The organism is Peribacillus sp. TH16 (genome assembly GCF_016651095.1).
In the GTDB taxonomy this organism is placed as follows: Bacteria; Bacillota; Bacilli; order Bacillales; family DSM-1321; genus Peribacillus; species Peribacillus butanolivorans.
The window spans coordinates 823,401-843,107 of the sequence record NZ_JAEKEM010000002.1; the positions used below are offsets into that span (position 1 = coordinate 823,401).

Genomic DNA, 19,707 nt, shown 5'->3' on the forward strand with positions numbered 1-19,707 from the left:
TATCACTACTTTCTTAAACGTTTAGCGTTTCTGAATCTTTTGTAAGCTCTGTTTTATTTTTTGTGTCTATCTTCACTTGGGCATAAACGAATGGTAAATAAATCACTGTTGAAATGACTAAATTTATAGCAGCTAATACCGCTCCCGACATATGTCCCCCTGTAGCAAGAAATCCTCCAATAATCGGTGGTGTAACCCAAGGTATCTTAGCGACAATTGGAAAAACCATTCCGCTACTTACTGCTATATAAGAAATAACTGTTGTAATTACTGGACCGAGGACAAATGGTATGAACCACATTGGGTTCAGAACAATAGGCAATCCGAATAGAATGGGTTCGTTAATCTGGAACACCCCTGGTGCCCCTCCAAGTGCAATCATCTGTTTATAACGTTTTCGGCCGGCAATGATCATTGCAATGATCAGACCCAATGTTGCTCCAGATCCACCTAAATAAACAAATGCATCTAGGAAAGAACCTGCCAGTACTCCGTATTGGTCCATATCTTTGACACCTTGTGCGTATAAATCAATATTTTTCACTCCCGAACTTTCAAAAAGCGGTGTTGTAATTCCACCAAGGATATTTGGTCCGTGTAAACCAATCATCCATAATAAATGAACAAGAAATACTAGTAAAATGGCAAATGGCAGTGAATCTACAGCACTTTGTAAGGGGGAGACAATTACTTTACTAAGCCAGTCATTTAATACCTGTCCATCTGTAACTTTACGGAAAAGTAGTCCGAACACACCAGCAAAAAAGATTGTTGCCATACCCGGCACTAACTTTGCAAATGAACGAGCTACTGCTGGTGGTACTCCATCAGGTAATTTAATGACTAAATATTTTACTCTTGAAAGTCTAACAAATATCTCTGTTGCTAAAAGGGCAACGACTATTCCTGTAAATAAGGCTGTTGCATTAAAATAATTTACGCTGACGAATCCCCACGCTCCACCTGTAACATCCTTATCATCGATGGTTAAAGTGACATTGCCGATTTGAGGCAATAATAAGAAAAAACAGGCTGCAGAAACCAACATTGCTTCAAAACCGTCATCCCCGTACGATCTTGCTAGTTTATAAGAAATACCGAACACAGCGAATACCGTCATAAACGCAAAGGTTCCAAACCAAATATCACTGCCAAGCGTATTCCATGCAGGGCCGAAAATGGCCTCCATCATTCTTCCATAAGGCTTGATGACTTGCCCAAGGTTATTAAACAGGACAGCAAACGACCCGATCATTGTAATCGCTATCATTCCAATCAACGTATCACGAATTGCAAGTAAATGACGGTTATTCCCTACCCTTACAGCTCCAGGCATAATATACTTATCAATAAAAGTCATCATATCCTTATTCTCCTTTTATTAAAGTAGTGGCTTGTTTTAGTACTTCTTCACCATTACATAGACCATAGAACATTGGATTGATGGTTGCGACTGGAATTCCTTTTTCTTTTCCTGCTTCCTGTAACTTAGAAAGAAGATATCGAACCTGTGGACCTAATAAAATGACATCAGCCTTATCCATTTCGTTGTTCACTTCTGCAGAACCAACAGCCCATATTTTACAATCTACTCCTTGTTTCTTTGCACTGTCTTCCATCTTGGTAACTAGCAAACTTGTAGACATTCCGGCTGAACAACATAATAAGATATTCATTGAAATTACCCCCTTTTTAATAATTGATTATTCTGTATTTTTACAATAAATGAAATCACACATTTTTTGCTCAACCAATGATTTGTCTTTTTCACATCACTCTCCTTAAAAGATAATTACTAAACTGGGTATTATTGCCTCTGTATTTATATTGTAGTTACAAATATAGAAAATATCAACACAAATTTTTACTTGTTACTACAAATTTATTATTTAATGTTGATTATTGAACTTATCCGAGATAATCTTAATGTATATATTGGAAAGAGTTAAGGAGGAATCACTTTGGAAACCATGAATAAAGAAGCGGCATTGCATTCCATAGTTAAGGAATCAATTATCGATCTAATAAAAAACGGCGAATATCAAACGAATACAAAATTACCAACTGAAGCGGAATTTTGTAAAATATACGGAGTAAGCAGGACAACAGTTCGCACTGCTTTACAGCAATTGACTGTCGAAGGCTATATCTATCGTGTTCAAGGCAAAGGGACTTTCGTTTCGGAAAATAAAGTGAAGCAATTTCTTACAAGCACGGTTGAAAAGTTCTCTGAGCAAGTCACGATGCAAGGGAAAAACCCCTCTACAAAGGTCATAAGCTTAAAGGTTATCGAAGCAAACGCTACCCTAGCCAATCTTTTCAAGCAAAACGTAGGTGATCCTGTCAACAAGCTAGAGCGTGTGCGTTACGTAAACGATGTCCCACTTCAATATGAAATAGCCTATCTCCCTTGGTACAAAACGCCTGGGCTGAATATTGAAGCCTGTGAAAAATCACTCTTTAATGTGCTTGAAACACAGTTTAGTTTAAAAGTAAAAAAAACAGTCGAACACTTGGAATTTTCCCTTGCCGATGACTCCATTTCAGATAAGTTAGAAGTCCCTAATGGTTCACCCTGTTTTTCGTTAGAAACATACACATATGAGAATGATGGATCGGTTATTGAATTCTCTAAGACCCTCTTTAGAGGCGACCGTGCACACTTTGTTATTGAACGAAACTATTAAAATATTTAAACACTAAAAAAAGACTGATACTTGCTTCAATAAGGCAATTCGTTTTTTTATATGTAATTCTCTTAATCTAAGGAATATAATGTTCCCTATATTGTGCCATATGGAAGTTTTCTCATTTTTAATTCATTTAAAAAGGTTAATTCAATATTTTATTTAATCATGGTTTTTCAAATACAAAAACACAGCAATCATTATAAAGATTGCTGTGGCTAATAATATAATCTTTACCAAGATTATTCTACAAAGCTTTAATATAAAAAGGTGTTTATTGCTGAACTCCAATTCATACTTATTTATGATTTCTCAATCCTTCGGAGATGTTTACATTCAATTAATAGACTTGTCAGGATATTATCAAACACCGATTTGTTTAATATCGTTAGTCTTGATATTTTTCAAGCGCTTTATATCCAAGCGAATCAATATAGAGATGATCAAAGCAACCACGAAAAAACCTGTGAAAACGATTAAGCTTTGGGAATAGCTACCTGTTGTTTCTCTAATCCATGAAGCGAACATCGGTCCAACAAGACCTGCTGCTGCCCATGCCGTTAAAATATACCCATGAATAGCACCTAACTGCTTTGTTCCGAACAAATCACCGATATACGCTGGAATCGAAGCAAACCCTCCCCCATAGCAGGTATAAATAATCGCTAATAAAATTTGAAAAACAACTGGATTATCCGTAACTGTCAAGAGTGGGAATGCGATGACTTGTATGGAAAAAAATACGGTATACGTATTCGGGCGACCAATGAAATCTGACACAGATGCCCAACCTATACGTCCAAGGCCATTAAAAGCACCAAGAACCCCAACTAGGGCAGCTGCTGCAACGGCACTCAATCCAATACTTTCCTGAGCAAGTGGAGATGCTGCTGAAATGATAGCAATCCCACAGGTAATATTAATAAACAGCATAAGCCAGAGATAATAAAAACGTTTTGTCTTTACTGCCTCGTTTGCCGTTAGTTGCGAAAGATCCTGCAATGGCTTCACTTTTCCCATTTTAATTTTTTCTTTATACCCATCAGGTAGCCAGTCTTTCTCCGGGGGCTCCAAGTAAAGAGATGAAGCTATCATTATAATAAAGTAAGCGGTTCCAAGAGTAAAAAAGGTATTAGCAATTCCAATAGAACCAATCAAACTTTGAATGATTGGTGAGTTAATCAGTGCCGCAAATCCAAAGCCCATAATGGCTAGACCAGTCGCTAGCCCCCTACGATCTGGAAACCACTTCACTAAAGTCGATACAGGGGCGATATACCCTACGCCAAGTCCGATTCCACCGAAAACTCCATATGCAATATAAAGTAAAGGCAATGATTCCATGTTGATCGCTACACCAGCACCCGAAATACCTAAGCCAAAAAAAACGGCTGAGAGTATGCCAGCTTTTCTAGGACCATACTTTTCAACAAAATGTCCAAGAAATGCCGCGGATAGGCCAAGAAACAAAATTGCAATACTAAATGTTAAGCTAATATCAGTCAAATCCCATCCGAATTCACTTGCAAGTGGTTTCGTAAATACGCTCCAAGCATACACAGAACCAATCGACAGGTGAATCCCAACTGCCGAGGCAGCAATCAGCCACCGATTCTTTGTTTTTCCCATTTCTCCATCATCCCCCTTACAAAATAAACCACAAATGATTTTCTACCAGTGACAAAATCTGCGGTTAACTACCAGCAGGATCACCGCTGTTTACATCCTCATATCAATGAAGTGCACTTTTACTGGTAAAGTAACAGATTTCTGTCCTAGATATAAAATATCACAATTAAGTGAACTTTCTACAAAAATAGTAATAAATAGATAAATTTCACAAGTTTTTTTGGAGTTTGGATAATTAAGGAGAAACTACCTTTCCTTCAATGCAAAATATCCATGTCGATTTGAAACTTTTTTTATGAATAGTTTATTACCTTCCAAAAAGAGTTTTGTTTACTATAACAATTGATATATGACAAATTTCTCATAAGGATTATGCTCAGACAAATCTGGTAACATTACTTCTTCTTTCATTTCAAAAGCGGTTTGATTTTCTAAGAAAAAGATATAATCTTTTGATCCATAAAATAAAACCAATTCGATTTCCCGTGGTTCCTTTTCGAATGAAAGCAATATATTATTAATGATTTTCATGAAAATTTGCACGGAAAACGGATTAAAGAAATAAAAACGATTATCTCGCAAATCAATCTCGTAATTTTCTGCCAAACAACAATGAAATTCTATATTATCTTTGTTTTTATTCGTTTTTTTCATATACCTATATCGGTTTTCAATAGCTTCTATATAGAAAGTTCTATTCATTTCTACTCCAACAACAGAAGCTTGAAATAAGTAATGAATAAAGAAATTCAATCGCCCTTTACCACAACCAAAATCCACAATGCGATCACTACTTTTTAATTGATACTTCTTGAATAATTGTTCTAGTGCGCTATATGGCGTTGGCTCATAACGATGATAATGCAAAGACTTATTAAATTCCTTTTGTTCTCCTACTGTTTTGATGTTTAGCAATTCATCATAATATGTTTCTTTCATTAAGACACACCTGCTTAAATGGAATTGTGATTTTTCATGGTTTATTATATAAAAAAATTAATTTAATCGTAAGCCCTTGTTTATGTCGAGGATTATATTTTTTCATTATTATTTTCATAAGATGCCTTCTAGCTAATGTTAAAAACCCCGAATGATGAAAGTGCTATTCGGGGTAAAGTTTATTATATGAATATCTACTCTATCGTTATTTCGACTGTGCTTTTGCTACAAATTCATTGAAATCGGAGATACTTGGGTTGGCCATATAGTGGCCGCCTTCCACCTGGATCGTCTGTCCTGTAATGAATTTTGACTCATCAGATGCAAGGAATACAACGGTATATCCGATATCATCCGCTTCACCGTGGTATGGCAATGCATTATACTTGGCAAATATATCGAGTACAGCTGGAGGAATATTATCCTTTGCTGCAGGAGTTAAAATAAGGCCTGGTGCCACTCCATTGCAACGAATATGATCTTTACCATATTGTGCAGCGATATAACGAGTCAGGTTCACAACACCTGCTTTTGACGCGCCATAAGCTGATCGTACGGCATCGCCCGCAAACCCAGCCATTGATGCAGTATTGATAATGGAACCTCCACCTGCTTTAATCATGTGTGGAATAGCAAATCTGCTTCCTAATAGTACACTTTTCAAGTTTACATCCATAAGTCGATCCCATTCATCCAAATCTAAATTCACGACATCAAGATCTTTATGTAAGTTAGTTAAGCCAACATTATTAACTAGTACTGTAATAGTTCCGTATTGTTCTATTGTAAAGTCAACAGCAGCCTTAATCGAATCTGCCTGTCCAGCATCTAAAAATACTCCGGTTGCTTCTCCACCTTGTTTTTTAATGCTTTCTGCCGCTTCCTTAGCTCCTGCTTCATTAAAATCAGCTATCACGACTTTTGCGCCTTCTTTAGCCATTAATGTGGATATAGATAATCCAATACCAGATGCTCCACCTGTCACTAACGCTACTTTACCTTGTACTCTCCCCATAATTCTCCACCTGCTTTTCATGAATATAACGTTCTTACTTTTTTTTATTTATGCCCAACATGTCTAGAATACACCTACAATAAACAGATTACAAATAATTATACTCGTTGTTCATTTTTTAATATATAAATAGGTGTAACTTGAAATAATGAAATAAAATTCCTGACTACCTTGATATCATTTCGAATAATTATTCTATATGTTTTCTCTATACTAGACTTTCCAAAACAGCAAAAAACAAGCTGAAGCATCAAAATATGCTTCAGCTTGTTTTTCATTTCTCTTCATCTGCATCCCATATGATCCAATCATGAACCTCAAGAATTTCCAAAAATTTCATTAACCGTGGTAGGGCTGGTTCTGCTTCCTCACCAAAATGTTCGCTCATAGCTTCAGAAATCTGATTAACATTTCTTTGGAATTCCATTTGTTGAATAGCAAATGCTCCAAATTTATCTAGCTTGATTCGGCGAACTGAAGGCTGTTTGAAAAAACGAATCGTTATTCTTTCCACAAAATTGGTCCGTTGAATGATCAAAAAGGTTGCTTCCGAAGAATCATGTTCCAAAGTGACGCGTCTTTCCAAATGAGGAACCATTGTTAACAGATTCCTCTTTTGTGATTTGCGTTTACGAAGCATCTTCTTTTTTCCCTTTGCTAGATATGAACCAGAGCAATCCAGCTAGAGCAAGGAATAGTAAGAATGGAATCAGATTGCTTGCTAATTTCGCAGCAGCTGGAACTTGAACTCCTGCTGCAATCAATATTGCAATAAACACACCAATTAATGATTCTCCTGCTATTAATCCAGATGCAAATAATGTACCTCTATCTACTCGTGCTTTTAGTGCTTCTTTTGTTTTCGCGAAGTATTCAACGAAGAAACGTACAAATCCACCAATCATAATTGGGGCACTAGTATGAACTGGCAAGTAAATACCTACTGCAACAACTAGTGAATTTAGACCGAAAAACTCTAAAGTGATGGCAATGGCCGCACCGATAAAGATAAGGGTCCAAGGTAAGTCTCCTCCAAGAACACCTTCAGCAAGTATTTTCATAAGTGCCGCTTTAGGTGCAGGAAGTTCTGCAGATCCCATTGTATAGGCATTATCCATAAGAACTAGGATAAACCCAATCACTGATGCAGAAGCGACAACACCAATCATCATAGCAACTTGTTGTTTCCATGGCGTTCCACCTACGATATAACCTGTTTTTAAATCTTGAGAAACGTCACCTGAAACAGCAAGTGCTGTACAAATGATTGCAGCCACGGTTAAAGCGGCCACCATTCCCGTTGTACCTGTAAAACCAGTAGCTTTATAAACAATCGCTACAATTAATAGTGTGGCTATAGTCATTCCAGAAACAGGGGAAGAAGAACTTCCGACGATTCCAACAACCCTTGAAGCCACTGTTACGAATAAAAATCCAAAAATCGCAATTGCAATCGCACCGATGATTCCTACATCTGTTATAGGTGTGAAAGCAATGATTAAAATAACAATGATTGTTCCCAACCAAACGTATTTAGCTGGTATGTCTTTTTCAGTACGTATAGAACCAGATTTAAGATGTCCTTTATTAGCTTTTACGCCTTTAAGAGTATCAAAAACTGAACTGAAAAGAATAGGTAATGTTTTAATTAAAGTGATTAATCCACCAGTAGCAACTGCACCAGCTCCAATATAACGGATATAGTTATCCCATATTCCCCATGCGTCCAATTCACCGATTGGTACATCAGAAGGGAAAATAGCTGTTGTATTGGTGCTTCCAAAGAAACTAATTGCTGGTATAAGAACGACCCAGGCTAATAACCCTCCACCTAGCATTTGACCAGCAACACGTGGTCCAATGATATAACCTACTCCCAAAAGAGAAGGAAAGGCATCAAGACCAACTACTGCATTTTTAAAATTCGAAATTCCTGTTTCAACTTCTGTTTTGAAAAGCTTAAATCCATCACCAAGCGCTTTAACAACTCCACCGATTACTAATCCGGCTCCGATTAACTTGGCACTTGTACCACCTTTTTCACCTGACTTCAGTACTTCAGCACATGCCGTACCTTCAGGATAAGGTAATGTTTCATGTTCTCTCACAATTAAAAGTTGACGAAGGGGAACCATCATAAAGACTCCTAGGAATCCCCCCGTTAATACAACGAAAATGATAAATGCTTGACTCACTTCGATATCCCACATGAATAATGCTGGAATAGTAAATACAGCACCGGCACCAATGGCCTCACCTGCTGTGGTCATCGTTTGCACAATATTGTTCTCTAAAATTGAATCCCTACGAAAAATCCCTCTTAAAATAGCCATGGAGATTACCGCTGCGGGTATTGAAGCAGAGACAGTTAATCCAATAAGTAGGCCTAAGTATGCATTTGCTGCCCCAAATACGACGGCAAGAATAATCCCTAGAATTATAGCTGTTACAGTTAATTCTGGTAGAGATTTAGATGCAGATACGTACGGGACGAATTTACTTTCTTTTGAATTGTTCGACAATTTAGCCACTTCCTATGTTAAACTTTTAAAATCATAGGAAACATTATATCACTGTAATTTCATAACACGCAATGGGAAAATTCTGCTTATTTAAAATTAGACTATAGTGAAAATTCAGATAAGCCATTTCATTTCAATATTATAGAAGAATAATGCTCAATTAATACCTTCTATTTTCTAGCGTTAAATACAAAACTAATATGGGTACCCATATCGTCAAACTCTGGCTAATCTCTACAAAAAGAGTCTCAGCTAGGCAATCTAAAACTGAATTGCCGTTTCTTTTTACGATTGATTTTCATTACTTGACATGCAATAAAGTCAATCACTGCTTTGGTTTGTACATCTATTCTTCAATGTCTATCAAAAGTAAGGTATATGCCAACAGGCCTTGATACGAATTAATGTTTTGGATTTTTATAGAGCTGTTTGCCACAGAATAAAATGGAATATATATCTAACTTACAATCGAAATTTATCCTAGCTGGGTCAAGGAACTTCCTAGTTCTCGCACAATAAAATTAAGCATTAATATAACCAATTAAACAAAGTTCAGACGTTTGAAATTATACGCCTGAACTTTTTATATTATTTAAATTAATAGTATTAAATTGAAGTGCTTTTATTTTATAAACACCTTAGGTGAATTAATTATTATATTACTCTTACATCGGATTCCCATTTGCATTTGTTACAAACTGTACAACAATTTATTTTTAACTAGGCATTTGCACATTAAAATGAATATATACATATCCTGCATTAAACTTCGATTTTTAAAAGGAATGATATACTATGGTTTCATATATGGACTACACTTCACCATCAACACAATTCACTTTTGATATAAATAAAAGTCTCCTCGTAAAAAAAGATAATCAAAATTATATAAATGTATTAGGTGTCAAACAATTGAACACACTTGAAAATACGTCTTTACTAGATATTTTCCTGAGCGTCAACAATGTGGTGGAACCGCACTATCACCAAAATGCTGCAGAACTAGTTTACTGTATTTCTGGAGCTGCAACTGTTTCATTACTGAATCCTTTTACAAAACAAATACAGAATTATCCTATTACACCTGGTCAAGTAGCCAACGTTCCACAAGGTTGGTGGCATTATGAAGTGGCGACTGTTGATGACACACATCTACTTGCTATTTTTAATGCACCAACGCCCGAAGTAATTCTTGGTTCGGATATCTTGAAATTGACACCTCCGGATATTATGGCGCATACCTATTGCATGGATGAAAACCATTGGAAAAAAGCAATTGCACCAGTCAAACCAGCAACATTTATTGGTCCACCTCGCTAACTGCAACAGAGCTAGTGAAGGGGTTACACATCAATATCCGCAGCAGTATATAAATCACTATGAAAACCAAATGTATACAACTCCGGCATATAACTATCAAATTCCATCTAATCCTCAGTATTATTTTTACTAAAAGTTTACTCATCTTCTGATAATTTTTTAAAAAATTTGAAAGACAGGTTTAGAAAAATAAATAGGTGTTATTAAATGATTTTTTCATTCAAAAAACAATGGAGAACCCTATATAAAAAGGGTTCTCCATTGCTATTAATTACATGACTCTTTTAAAAAGTCGATTTCATATATTTTCGCTATACTCCACTAAATTATAGAGAGGAATCAATTTTAAATTCTCATATATTATAGAAGAAACTAGTCGGAATATGAAATTTGAAAAAGATAAATCCTAGTATTGAATAATCGTATCCAAGTATGTGCTGGATTTAATAATACTTATTTGCCACATTGGGTGACCACCATAATATGAATGACCACAGAAATGACCACAAGTTTTCTATTCGGAAATGAAAAGTCATGAATACATAGGATTGATAAAATTAAATAAATGAGTAAAAAGTAACTTTATCACTAGTTTTTATATTACGCTTCAAATCTCCTTGAATACATTCAAAAAAATCGCATACTCTGTATCAAAATATACCCTAGCGTGTATTGAGGATTAACAGGATACAGTCTATTATCGGATAACAATATATGGTCTCATCATCTCATAATCCTCGTGCTCCAATATATGACAGTGCCAAACATACAATCCTGTATAGGGACCAAACTTCATGATAATTCGAGTTACTTGTTTAGGATTAGCTCTAACTGTATCCTTCCCTCCTCGTTCTTGTGGTTCGGGTGGCAACGCGGGGCCCGTATAATGGATAATTCTCTCCTTGTTATACTTTTCTACATCGAAATCTCTCCGGTCTAATATTTGAAAATCAATTAAGTGAAGATGAATAGGGTGAGTATCTGTAGTTAAGTTAATTAGATACCATATTTCGGTTGATCCCAATTTTGGATTTTCTGTAATAGGAGCATCCCACGGTTTATTATCTAATAACATGAATTCCCGTCCGTACTGATCCATATTATCATTTAAAGTTAAGTATCTCTCCTTTGAAGCCGACTGTTCAATAATCTTTGGAAAAGGCTCCATATACGACGGAATAACACTGGTATCAATACTTGTAAGAGGAAGAGAGACTCTAAATTCCATCACTATACCTACTGCATTTGCAGGATCCCCATCTGGAAAAGGTGCGGGAGCGTCATTTTTCACGATAATATTCATTTCCTCAAGATTGGTAAAATCAATGATGACATCTGCTCTTTCTGCAGGTGCCAATATGATTTCTTTGACTCCTATCGGATATTCCATTAATCCTCCATCCGTTCCGATTTGATAAATAAGTTGTCCCGAATCAAGCTTGAACCTATAGAAACGGGTGTTAGATGCATTAAGCAGCCTAAATCGATATTTACGTGGTTCCACTTTTAAAAAGGGCCATACTTTGCCATTCACTAGGATTGTATTCCCAAAAAATTCAGGAACTATCGATGTTTCTAATTCCACAACTGGTTTTTCTGGCTTTCTTGGGTAATAAAGAGAACCATCATAATTAAAGGTTTTGTCTTGAATCATAAGTGGGATTTCGTATTGACCAGCTGGTAAATTTAATAACCTTTCCCGTTGCTCTCTTACAAAGTAAAACCCTGCCAATCCAGAATATACATTGAGTCTTGTGATACCAAGTGAATGATCATGATACCAGAGGTTGCAAGCCCGCATGTTATTATCATATTGATATATTTGCTTTCTAAAATATGGACCCACTTGTTTGAATCCTTTTGTAAACCAAGCCTCCGGGTAGCCATCACTTTCCGGTTCAACACTAGCGCCATGAACATGTACTACCGTTCGTACTTCTGGTACATCCAAATGGGCACCATGTACCGTATAGTCTACCGGCAAAAGATGTTTTTCTGGAAGATTGTTGATCCATTTGATAAACACTTTTTCTCCGCTCTCTACTTCAATTGTAGGTCCTGGATAGCTGCCTTCATAGCCCCATACAGTTGTATCATTTAACTCACTATGGAGTGATTGTTTAAATTCTGTCATATTCACTTCATAATAAGTATGAAATTGATCTTTCCATCGAGCTTTTAAAATAGGTGGGATAGGAAGTTCATCTACAAATTTAGAGAGAAGCATATTTCCGCTCCTTTCTGATCATAATTAACTTCTTTCTAAGGTTATAAAAATTACAAGCTTTGTATGACAAATTCAAATTGATTCAATGAGATATTTCTCACAACATATTCAATATACTTTATACAATAGGGGCTTTAGTAAGTTATTTAGTTCTTCATCAAAGAACTAACTTTCTAATAATGCAGTCCAAGGTTGATCACATGCTTTAAAATCTATCCTAATTAAATCACCTGATTGACCAATATTGTCTAACTTTGTTCTAATGATTGCCGATTCTGTAGCATCATTTTTGACATTACTTTTGATATCGTTTTTTCTATTTCGGCTATATGTTAACAATCCTAGGACAGCCCCTGTTTCCGTACATAATAAACCAATAAGAGTGATCAATAACCCAATTGAAACATTCATCTTTTTCACCCCATTTGTATACAAAATAAAAAGAACTATTCGGCTTATGGGTGCTTCTCACCGCCAAAAACTTATTTGTTTCATCATTTTGACGGCCCTGTGCACAAAAATAATTTGTTCTTGCAGGGTTTGGATATCATCTGGGGCATGAAGGCCATTGAATAGTTCTTCTTTTGCTTGTTATAAATCTTGTTTGCTACAAAATCTAACAGTTTATCAATCAATTCTTTTTAAGATGCAGCACTTTTAGCCTCTTCGCTTTTATCAATTTCTTGTGTCATATCGATTGCTTCATAAACTACAGAAAAAGGAATAAATTCAGGTGTGAGATACTTTACCGTTTCAATTTCAGCTTCCTTCACTTCTTTTACCAATTCGATCATGTTTCTTTTTAAATTTGCCATTTCAAAACATCCCTTCGTTATTAGGCTTTGTTAAACATTAATGTTGATTTTTGAACAAATAAAAGGGACCACTTATTGTGGTCTTCATTATTTTATTTAATCCAAAATAGATTCCTGCTGGTTTAATCGGAAAATCTTATAATCCTCCTTTTCCATCGTCACCCTGATTTGATAGTACAAATACTAATCAGTCTGTAGGTTTAAAACAAAAAAATCAAATTTAGGCATAAATTATTAGTTTTTGTTCTTTAAAGTCCTTATCAAAAAAAGGGATAGAAGTCAGATTGTTATGTCCAATCAATACTTAATCCCTTCCCATATATTAATTAAAAAAGGAGATGAGAAAAGTGGGTAGTGATAAAAATAAATATAAAGATAAAGATAAAGATAATAAAGGTACAGATTCCTCAAGCAATTCTAAAAATGAACCTTTAAAGGAAGAAGTATATTCATCATCGGCACACCAAGAGTGTATTGACCGTGCTTATCGTATTCCCATATTTTTAAGTACGACAACTCATTTAAATGATAACCAACGACAGTTTCTAAACCGTCTAATTTTTGAGATTGAGAATGCTTTGCTTTTTCCACGTACATTACCTTTAAGCGAAAGTTATCCCGAAGCCATTTTAACCGATATTCGTCGGTTAGTTTCATCAAGCTATGGAATGTTGGCAGTAAACCTCCGTCGTTTTCAAATTAAGACAGTTGGCGTCAATGAGGGACCCCTTCCACCATCCACTCCGTTCTGGGAAGGATCAGTTTATTCACAAGTAGAACCTTCAATGGCTTTTCAATTTGGTCTACCCTTATTATTAGTAAGGGAAGAAGATACTGACGCAAATAATGGAATTTGGGCAGGAGGAATTGCCCCACTCAACCTATTTATAGTTTGGCATTCTGAAACTCAAACTGTAGATCAATTCTTTAACACTCCTGAATGGAGATCAGCCTTTGCAAATTGGAGTGCACAAGTAAGAAATGCCTTTTATATTCAGACAGAGCCTAAGTTCAAGTACAGTTGTTAGTACACAGAATTAAAAAATTATTTGATTGGAGTACGCTTTTTCAAAGCAAGATATCGTAATAAAAGAGTGATATAGAACAAGTTGAGATGATGTCTTTGTTTAGCGAACGGTGAACTGGCACTTTAGTACCTAATTGAACATTTTTATAAGTCGAAAAATATACATATTTTTATATATTTTCGGCTAATTTTACATACAAAAAAATATTGCCATATACAGCATTTTTTAATTTCCAAATACACTTACCCAAATTGGAAACTTGTTTTGGTCTTCCATCCTTAGCTGCATAGGAACACCACCACATGTATTCCATTGATAAAATGGAAGGATATGGATTTTAACAAAAAGAAAATTTTTGTGCAGCATTCCCTTTATTATATTTCAGGTCAAGGTCTTGTTTTACAAACACCTAAAACACATAACGGAAAAAGGAATAAGAAACAGGCACAACTATTAAAAGTGGGGTTGAAGTTAATAGAGGATCACTTTGTCGTTTCTGCTTTTGGCGGAGAACCAGTCAATCCCAATACGATACTCAAGCAGTTTCTTTATGATAGTAAGCTTGCAGGAATGAAGAGGATTCGATTTCATGATTTACGACATACACATGCAACTATAATGTTGGAGATCGGAGAAAATTCTAAAGTGGTATCAGAAAGATTAGGACATTCAAATGTTTCTATAACCTTAGATAAATATAGTCATGTTACTTAGAATATACAGGACTCTTCAGCAGAGAACTTTTCAAAAGCTCTAGGTAAAAAGAGCATAGACCAATAAATGTGGTCATTTAGTGGTCATTTCACCAAAATAACGCTGGAGATCCCTTGTAAATAAAGGGTTCTCCAGCGTTTATAATTACATAACCCGCTTGAACATCTTCTCCATCTCATAAATCGAATATGAGATGATGATAGGTCTTCCGTGTGGGCAGGTGAATGGGTCTGTTGTTTGTCTTAGTTCATCTAATAGTGCTTGAATTTCGTCATTCCGCAGATGACGGTTTGCCTTTATAGAGGCTTTACAGCTCATCATGATCGCCGCTTCTTCGCGGAGTTTTTTGATGTCGACTTTTTTCATAGATAACAATTGTTCAATCATTTCTTCAAGGATTTCCTGTTCAATACCTTTAGGAAACCACTGAGGGTGTGACCGAACTATATAGGCATTATAGCCGAACTCCTCTAAATAGACGCCTACTTTTTCTAGTTCATGCTGGTATTCATTGATTCGGATACATTGGTCGGTCGAGAACTCAAGTGTGATGGGAACCAGCATATCCTGTAGCTCGTTTTCGACACGTCCGACTTTTTCTTTAAAATATTCGTATTTAATCCGTTCCTGGGCAGCGTGCTGGTCGATGATATACAAGCCTTTTTCGTTTTGGGCGAAAATATACGTACCATGCATTTGCCCTATAGGGTACATGGGCGGGATGCGGCTTGCCGATTCATCGATTTCGATCTCTTCCTCTTGTTCGACTGTATATGTTGTATACCCTTTTGCGGATTCGAAATATGGTCTTCTTTCGTCTTCCGGAATGACCGGGATATACGTGTCTTCCATTTGCTGCTGTTCGTCACTTCTGTAAACTAATTCCTCTATTGGTTCGATATTCACGATTTCTTCAACAGGATCTTGATAGTTCTTCTGTTCCTGATTTTCTCGAATCAAGGTATTCTTCAGGAGTGAGGCTTCTTTCTTTGCTTCTTCAAGGACCCGCTTCCCGCTTTCCACGACATGATCTAAATCTAGCGTAGTTTGCTCACTTTTTACCTGTTCCAGCTTTGGTGAGGGTGTATATCCACTTGGAATTAAAGACAGTTTTTTGAAAGCAGATTTAATTGTTTCCGACACAAGATTGTACAATTCCTGTTCCTTACTAAGCCTTACCTCCATTTTAGATGGATGAACGTTGACATCGACCAAAATTGGATCCATTTCAATATTTAATAAAGCAATCGGGAAACGTCCAATAGGAAGAAGCGTATGATATCCATCCAAGATTGCTTTCACAAGTGCATAGTTTTTAATAAACCTACCGTTTATCATCGTTGATATATAATTCCGTGAGGCACGAGTGACCTCAGGCATAACGATATATCCAGATAGAGTGAAGTCCAAAGAGCTTGCCTGAATCGGAATCATCTTTTTCGCGATATTCATACCGTAGATTGCTGCTAGTACTTGCCGCACATCCCCATTACCATTCGTATGCAGGATACGCTTCTCATTGTGTGATAAACGAATCGAAACATCCGGGTGGGAAAGTGCCAGCCGGTTAGCGACATCCGTAATATTACCGAGTTCGGTATGAATTGTTTTCATATATTTCAACCGGGCAGGTGTATTGTAAAACAAGTCGGAAACCATGATATCCGTACCTTTCCGACTGGAAGAAGCTTCAAGTTCCTTAACGATGCCCCCTTCAAGAAGTATACGTGTTCCTACTCCTTCACCTGTGCAGCTTTTCAGTTCGAAACGGGAAACTGAAGCGATACTCGGCATAGCTTCGCCTCGGAAACCAAGCGTCCGAATCCGGAAAAGGTCATTCTCATCTTTTATTTTACTTGTAGCATGACGTTTAAAAGCTGCCTCAATATCATCAGCTAATATCCCATCTCCATTGTCTACAATTCGGATAGAACCAAGTCCAGCCTCCACTAGTTCGATTTCTATGATGGTACTGTTAGCATCTATGGCATTTTCCACAAGTTCCTTCACGACTGAGGCAGGGCGTTCAACAACTTCGCCAGCAGCGATTTTATTCGATAAAGCCTCGTCAAGCTGTATGATTTTTCCCATTTTCATCGCCTCACTTCAATATTTCATTTTAGTTTCTTTTGCAATTTATAAAGAATATTCATCGCTTCGAGTGGTGTCATTTCCAGGATATCAAGCGATTTAATGTCATCGAGCACCTTTTTTTCCTTAGGAGAAGAACTTATTTTTTCTTTAGGAGCCTCTTCTCTGAAAAAGGATAGCTGTGCCTCATTGACCTCAGCTTTAGGAGCAGTTTCAGTAATTTGTTCTTTTGAAACAACGGCTGGCTGTGCAGGCAATTCCTTTGCTTGGCCATTTTCATTTTCTAGCTGTGCTAAAATATCTGCTGCACGGTCAATTAACTGTTTCGGCAAATCAGCAAGCTTAGCCACATGAATTCCATAACTTTTATCTGCTGGTCCTTCTTTTATTTTATGAAGGAAGACAACATTTCCATTTTGCTCAATTGCACTAACATGGATATTTTTCAATTTAGGTAGCTCCGATGCGAGTACAGTCAATTCGTGATAGTGTGTTGAAAAGAGTGTCTTTGCTCCAATTTCTTCATGAATATATTCTATGATGGCCTGAGCAAGTGCCATACCATCGTAAGTGGAGGTCCCACGTCCAATTTCATCAAATAAAATCAGACTGTTTTCAGTCGCATTAGTGATCGCATTTCTTGCTTCGAGCATCTCGACCATAAACGTACTCTGGCCGGAAATCAGATCATCGGCCGCTCCAATCCTAGTAAACACTTTATCAAAAATAGGTAATTCAGCTGTAGTTGCTGATACAAAACAGCCAATCTGTGCCAGAATAGATGTTAACGCAATCTGACGCATATACGTACTTTTCCCGGACATATTCGGACCTGTAATTAAGAGTAGTTCTCGTTCGCTATCCATAAAACAGTCATTTGGGACATACTCCTGTGATTGAAGCACTTTTTCGACTACAGGATGTCGTCCTTCCTTCAAAACAATTCTTCGATTCTCTGAAAAGACCGGCTTCACATAATGACGCTCTTCGCTAATAGTGGCAAAGCACTGTAGAACGTCTAGCTCACTGACGCCTTTCGCTAGATCTTGTAAACGCGGGATATAGCTTTTTATCTCTTCGCGAAGATTGAGGAATAAGTCATATTCTAAACCGATGCTTTTTTCCTCGGCTTGTAAAATTAACGCTTCTTTTTCTTTTAATTCAGGTGTGATATAACGTTCAGCATTCGTTAAAGTCTGCTTCCGTTCATAGCGCCCCTCTTCAAGCAGATGCAGATTAGCCCGGGTGACTTCAATATAATAACCGAACACACGGTTATAACCGATTTTCAATGACCTAATCCCTGTGCGTTCCCGTTCCTCTCGTTCAAGCTGAGCAATCCAAGTTTTTCCGTTCCTACTGGCATCTCGGTATGTATCCAGCTCAGTGTGGAAACCATCTCGAATAATATTCCCTTCCTTAACGGACAACGGCGGGTTTTCAACAAGCGCAGTTTCGAGCAAATCTGTCACTTCTTCACATGGATCCAATTTATCGGCAAGAACAGAAATATCCTGATTAGAGGCCATTGACTTTACAATTTCACGGATGACAGGCACCTGTTGCAACGAACGTTTCAACTGGATCAAGTCCCGCGCGTTAACATTTCCAAAGGCGACCCGTCCGGCAAGCCGCTCCAAATCGTACACTTCCTTCAGGCGCTCACGGAGGTCTTGACGTTCGAAGTATTGACTTTTCAGTGTTTCAACAAGACTTTGTCTCCGCTCAATTTGTTTTTTATTAATGAGTGGTCTGTCAATCCACTGCTTAAGCATACGTCCACCCATTGCTGTTTTCGTTTCATCAAGAAGCCATAATAATGATCCTTTTTTACCTTTGGAACGGATGGTTTCGGTCAATTCCAAATTTCGTTTGCTATAATAATCAATTTTCATATAGTGTGACGTCTCATATGCAAGAACCGGCTGCAAATGATCAAGACTTCGTTTTTGGGTACGATATAAATAATTCAATAAACGAGAGGTCGTTGTCATCTGCTTTTCGTCCTTTAATAGATGCAGTAAAGGAACGAACGACTCACTATGTTCCAAATTGTCCTCTAATGATAAAGCGGCAGCGCCCCGTTCCTGAAGTTTCTTTTTCCATTCTTCATTAAAATCAGCAGCAATAACAACTTCGCTCGCACCAAGGATGGCAAATTCATTCAGTACCTCATCAAAGTTCTCAATCAAAGTGACCTTATTTTCACCTGTCGATAAATCGTTGTATCCAAAACCAAACTGGTCATTAGAAAAATGAGTGATCGTCGCAATGTAATTGTTTTCTTTTTCACGAAGACCCTTGCTATCCATTTTCGTTCCCGGCGTAATCAGCTGGACAACTTCCCTGCGAACTACCCCTTTGGCTTGCTTAGGATCTTCTGTCTGTTCACAAATCGCCACTTTAAATCCTTTTTCTATCAATATATCAATATAATTAGCCGCCGAATGATACGGAATCCCGCACATTGGAATTCGGTCTTCACTTCCACCTTCTCGGCTCGTTAATGTTATTTCGAGCTCCTGTGACGCATTCAGCGCGTCATCAAAAAACATTTCATAAAAATCGCCTAAACGAAAAATAAAAAGGCATCCTGATACTCTGCCTTAATTTTTAAATATTGTTGAATCATCGGAGTATATCCAGCCATTCCTTCAAAACCTTTCCTAACTAAAATCTATTACTCACATATGTCTTTTATTATAACATATGGGAAAGCA

14 protein-coding genes and 2 pseudogenes are annotated in these 19,707 nt (G+C 37.0%); 4 read left to right on the plus strand and 12 right to left on the minus strand.

Features of this window, described 5'->3' with window-relative positions:
- Positions 1–13: 13 nt before the first annotated feature.
- Complete coding sequence (locus JFV29_RS03945; protein ID WP_056526939.1) at positions 14–1,363, minus strand: PTS sugar transporter subunit IIC; 1,350 nt, start codon at positions 1,361–1,363, stop codon at positions 14–16.
- Positions 1,364–1,367: 4 nt separating this feature from the next.
- On the minus strand, positions 1,368–1,676 hold the full coding sequence (locus tag JFV29_RS03950; protein ID WP_053348020.1) for a PTS sugar transporter subunit IIB: 309 nt from the start codon (positions 1,674–1,676) through the stop codon (positions 1,368–1,370).
- Positions 1,677–1,970: 294 nt separating this feature from the next.
- On the opposite strand from JFV29_RS03950, the gene JFV29_RS03955 reads away from it, so the two are divergent.
- Positions 1,971–2,687 carry a GntR family transcriptional regulator gene (locus JFV29_RS03955; RefSeq protein ID WP_053348019.1) on the plus strand — a complete coding sequence of 239 codons (717 nt, stop codon included), beginning with the start codon at positions 1,971–1,973 and terminating at the stop codon, positions 2,685–2,687.
- A 363-nt stretch (positions 2,688–3,050) separates the two neighbouring features.
- On the opposite strand, the gene JFV29_RS03960 is transcribed toward JFV29_RS03955, so the two are convergent.
- The 5 genes from JFV29_RS03960 to JFV29_RS03980 form a co-directional block, all read right to left on the minus strand.
- Complete coding sequence (locus JFV29_RS03960) at positions 3,051–4,316, minus strand: L-lactate MFS transporter (protein WP_201181356.1); 1,266 nt, start codon at positions 4,314–4,316, stop codon at positions 3,051–3,053.
- A 333-nt stretch (positions 4,317–4,649) separates the two neighbouring features.
- Positions 4,650–5,255, minus strand: coding sequence for a methyltransferase (locus tag JFV29_RS03965; protein ID WP_201181358.1), 606 nt, complete (start codon positions 5,253–5,255; stop codon positions 4,650–4,652).
- A gap of 205 nt (positions 5,256–5,460) precedes the next feature.
- Complete coding sequence (locus tag JFV29_RS03970) at positions 5,461–6,270, minus strand: SDR family NAD(P)-dependent oxidoreductase (protein ID WP_098175292.1); 810 nt, start codon at positions 6,268–6,270, stop codon at positions 5,461–5,463.
- Positions 6,271–6,544: 274 nt separating this feature from the next.
- Positions 6,545–6,910 (minus strand): PqqD family protein, encoded by a 366-nt coding sequence (locus tag JFV29_RS03975; RefSeq protein WP_053345410.1) that lies wholly within the window; start codon positions 6,908–6,910, stop codon positions 6,545–6,547.
- Positions 6,900–8,792: an OPT family oligopeptide transporter gene (locus tag JFV29_RS03980; protein WP_201181360.1), complete on the minus strand. Its 1,893-nt coding sequence runs from the start codon at positions 8,790–8,792 to the stop codon at positions 6,900–6,902. Before JFV29_RS03980 ends, JFV29_RS03975 begins: the two co-directional genes overlap by 11 nt.
- 795 nt (positions 8,793–9,587) lie before the next feature.
- Between JFV29_RS03980 and JFV29_RS03985 the strand changes: the two are divergent.
- Positions 9,588–10,245, plus strand: a pseudogene (locus JFV29_RS03985) (cupin domain-containing protein).
- Between the two features lie 564 nt (positions 10,246–10,809).
- Here the strand turns inward: JFV29_RS03985 and JFV29_RS03990 are convergent.
- From JFV29_RS03990 to gpG, 3 genes are all read right to left on the minus strand, one after another.
- Entirely contained in the window at positions 10,810–12,339 is a 1,530-nt protein-coding gene (locus JFV29_RS03990) for a multicopper oxidase family protein (protein ID WP_201181362.1), read from the minus strand.
- Positions 12,340–12,504: 165 nt separating this feature from the next.
- Positions 12,505–12,774 (minus strand): hypothetical protein, encoded by a 270-nt coding sequence (locus JFV29_RS03995; RefSeq protein WP_207205082.1) that lies wholly within the window; start codon positions 12,772–12,774, stop codon positions 12,505–12,507.
- 206 nt (positions 12,775–12,980) lie between these two features.
- Positions 12,981–13,154, minus strand: coding sequence for a phage tail assembly chaperone G (gpG, locus tag JFV29_RS04000; RefSeq protein WP_201181366.1), 174 nt, complete (start codon positions 13,152–13,154; stop codon positions 12,981–12,983).
- Between the two features lie 338 nt (positions 13,155–13,492).
- Here gpG and JFV29_RS04005 point away from each other — a divergent pair, with 338 nt between their 5' ends.
- Together JFV29_RS04005 and JFV29_RS04010 are read left to right on the plus strand one after the other, a co-directional pair.
- Positions 13,493–14,182 carry a hypothetical protein gene (locus tag JFV29_RS04005; RefSeq protein ID WP_446728211.1) on the plus strand — a complete coding sequence of 230 codons (690 nt, stop codon included), beginning with the start codon at positions 13,493–13,495 and terminating at the stop codon, positions 14,180–14,182.
- A gap of 312 nt (positions 14,183–14,494) precedes the next feature.
- On the plus strand, positions 14,495–14,896 hold the full coding sequence (locus JFV29_RS04010; protein ID WP_201181368.1) for a site-specific integrase: 402 nt from the start codon (positions 14,495–14,497) through the stop codon (positions 14,894–14,896).
- A gap of 144 nt (positions 14,897–15,040) precedes the next feature.
- Here the strand turns inward: JFV29_RS04010 and mutL are convergent, their stop codons facing one another.
- Together mutL and mutS are read right to left on the minus strand one after the other, a co-directional pair.
- The gene (gene mutL / locus JFV29_RS04015) at positions 15,041–16,987 is read right to left on the minus strand and encodes a DNA mismatch repair endonuclease MutL (RefSeq protein ID WP_201181369.1); all 1,947 of its coding nucleotides are present in this window, start codon (positions 16,985–16,987) and stop codon (positions 15,041–15,043) included.
- Between the two features lie 23 nt (positions 16,988–17,010).
- A pseudogene (gene mutS, locus JFV29_RS04020) lies at positions 17,011–19,637 on the minus strand (DNA mismatch repair protein MutS).
- Positions 19,638–19,707 lie beyond the last annotated feature (70 nt).

What these genes read in the sequence shown, in the direction of transcription:
- gpG (WP_201181366.1), bottom strand. Translation starts at nt 13,154, where the DNA reads ATGGCAAATTTAAAAAGAAACATGATCGAATTGGTAAAAGAAGTGAAG.
- JFV29_RS03975 (WP_053345410.1), bottom strand. Translation starts at nt 6,910, where the DNA reads ATGCTTCGTAAACGCAAATCACAAAAGAGGAATCTGTTAACAATGGTT.
- mutL (WP_201181369.1), bottom strand. Translation starts at nt 16,987, where the DNA reads ATGGGAAAAATCATACAGCTTGACGAGGCTTTATCGAATAAAATCGCT.
- JFV29_RS03950 (WP_053348020.1), bottom strand. Translation starts at nt 1,676, where the DNA reads ATGAATATCTTATTATGTTGTTCAGCCGGAATGTCTACAAGTTTGCTA.
- JFV29_RS03945 (WP_056526939.1), bottom strand. Translation starts at nt 1,363, where the DNA reads ATGATGACTTTTATTGATAAGTATATTATGCCTGGAGCTGTAAGGGTA.
- JFV29_RS03955 (WP_053348019.1), top strand. Translation starts at nt 1,971, where the DNA reads ATGAATAAAGAAGCGGCATTGCATTCCATAGTTAAGGAATCAATTATC.
- JFV29_RS03965 (WP_201181358.1), bottom strand. Translation starts at nt 5,255, where the DNA reads ATGAAAGAAACATATTATGATGAATTGCTAAACATCAAAACAGTAGGA.
- JFV29_RS03970 (WP_098175292.1), bottom strand. Translation starts at nt 6,270, where the DNA reads ATGGGGAGAGTACAAGGTAAAGTAGCGTTAGTGACAGGTGGAGCATCT.
- JFV29_RS04005 (WP_446728211.1), top strand. Translation starts at nt 13,493, where the DNA reads ATGAGAAAAGTGGGTAGTGATAAAAATAAATATAAAGATAAAGATAAA.
- JFV29_RS03960 (WP_201181356.1), bottom strand. Translation starts at nt 4,316, where the DNA reads ATGGGAAAAACAAAGAATCGGTGGCTGATTGCTGCCTCGGCAGTTGGG.
- JFV29_RS03990 (WP_201181362.1), bottom strand. Translation starts at nt 12,339, where the DNA reads ATGCTTCTCTCTAAATTTGTAGATGAACTTCCTATCCCACCTATTTTA.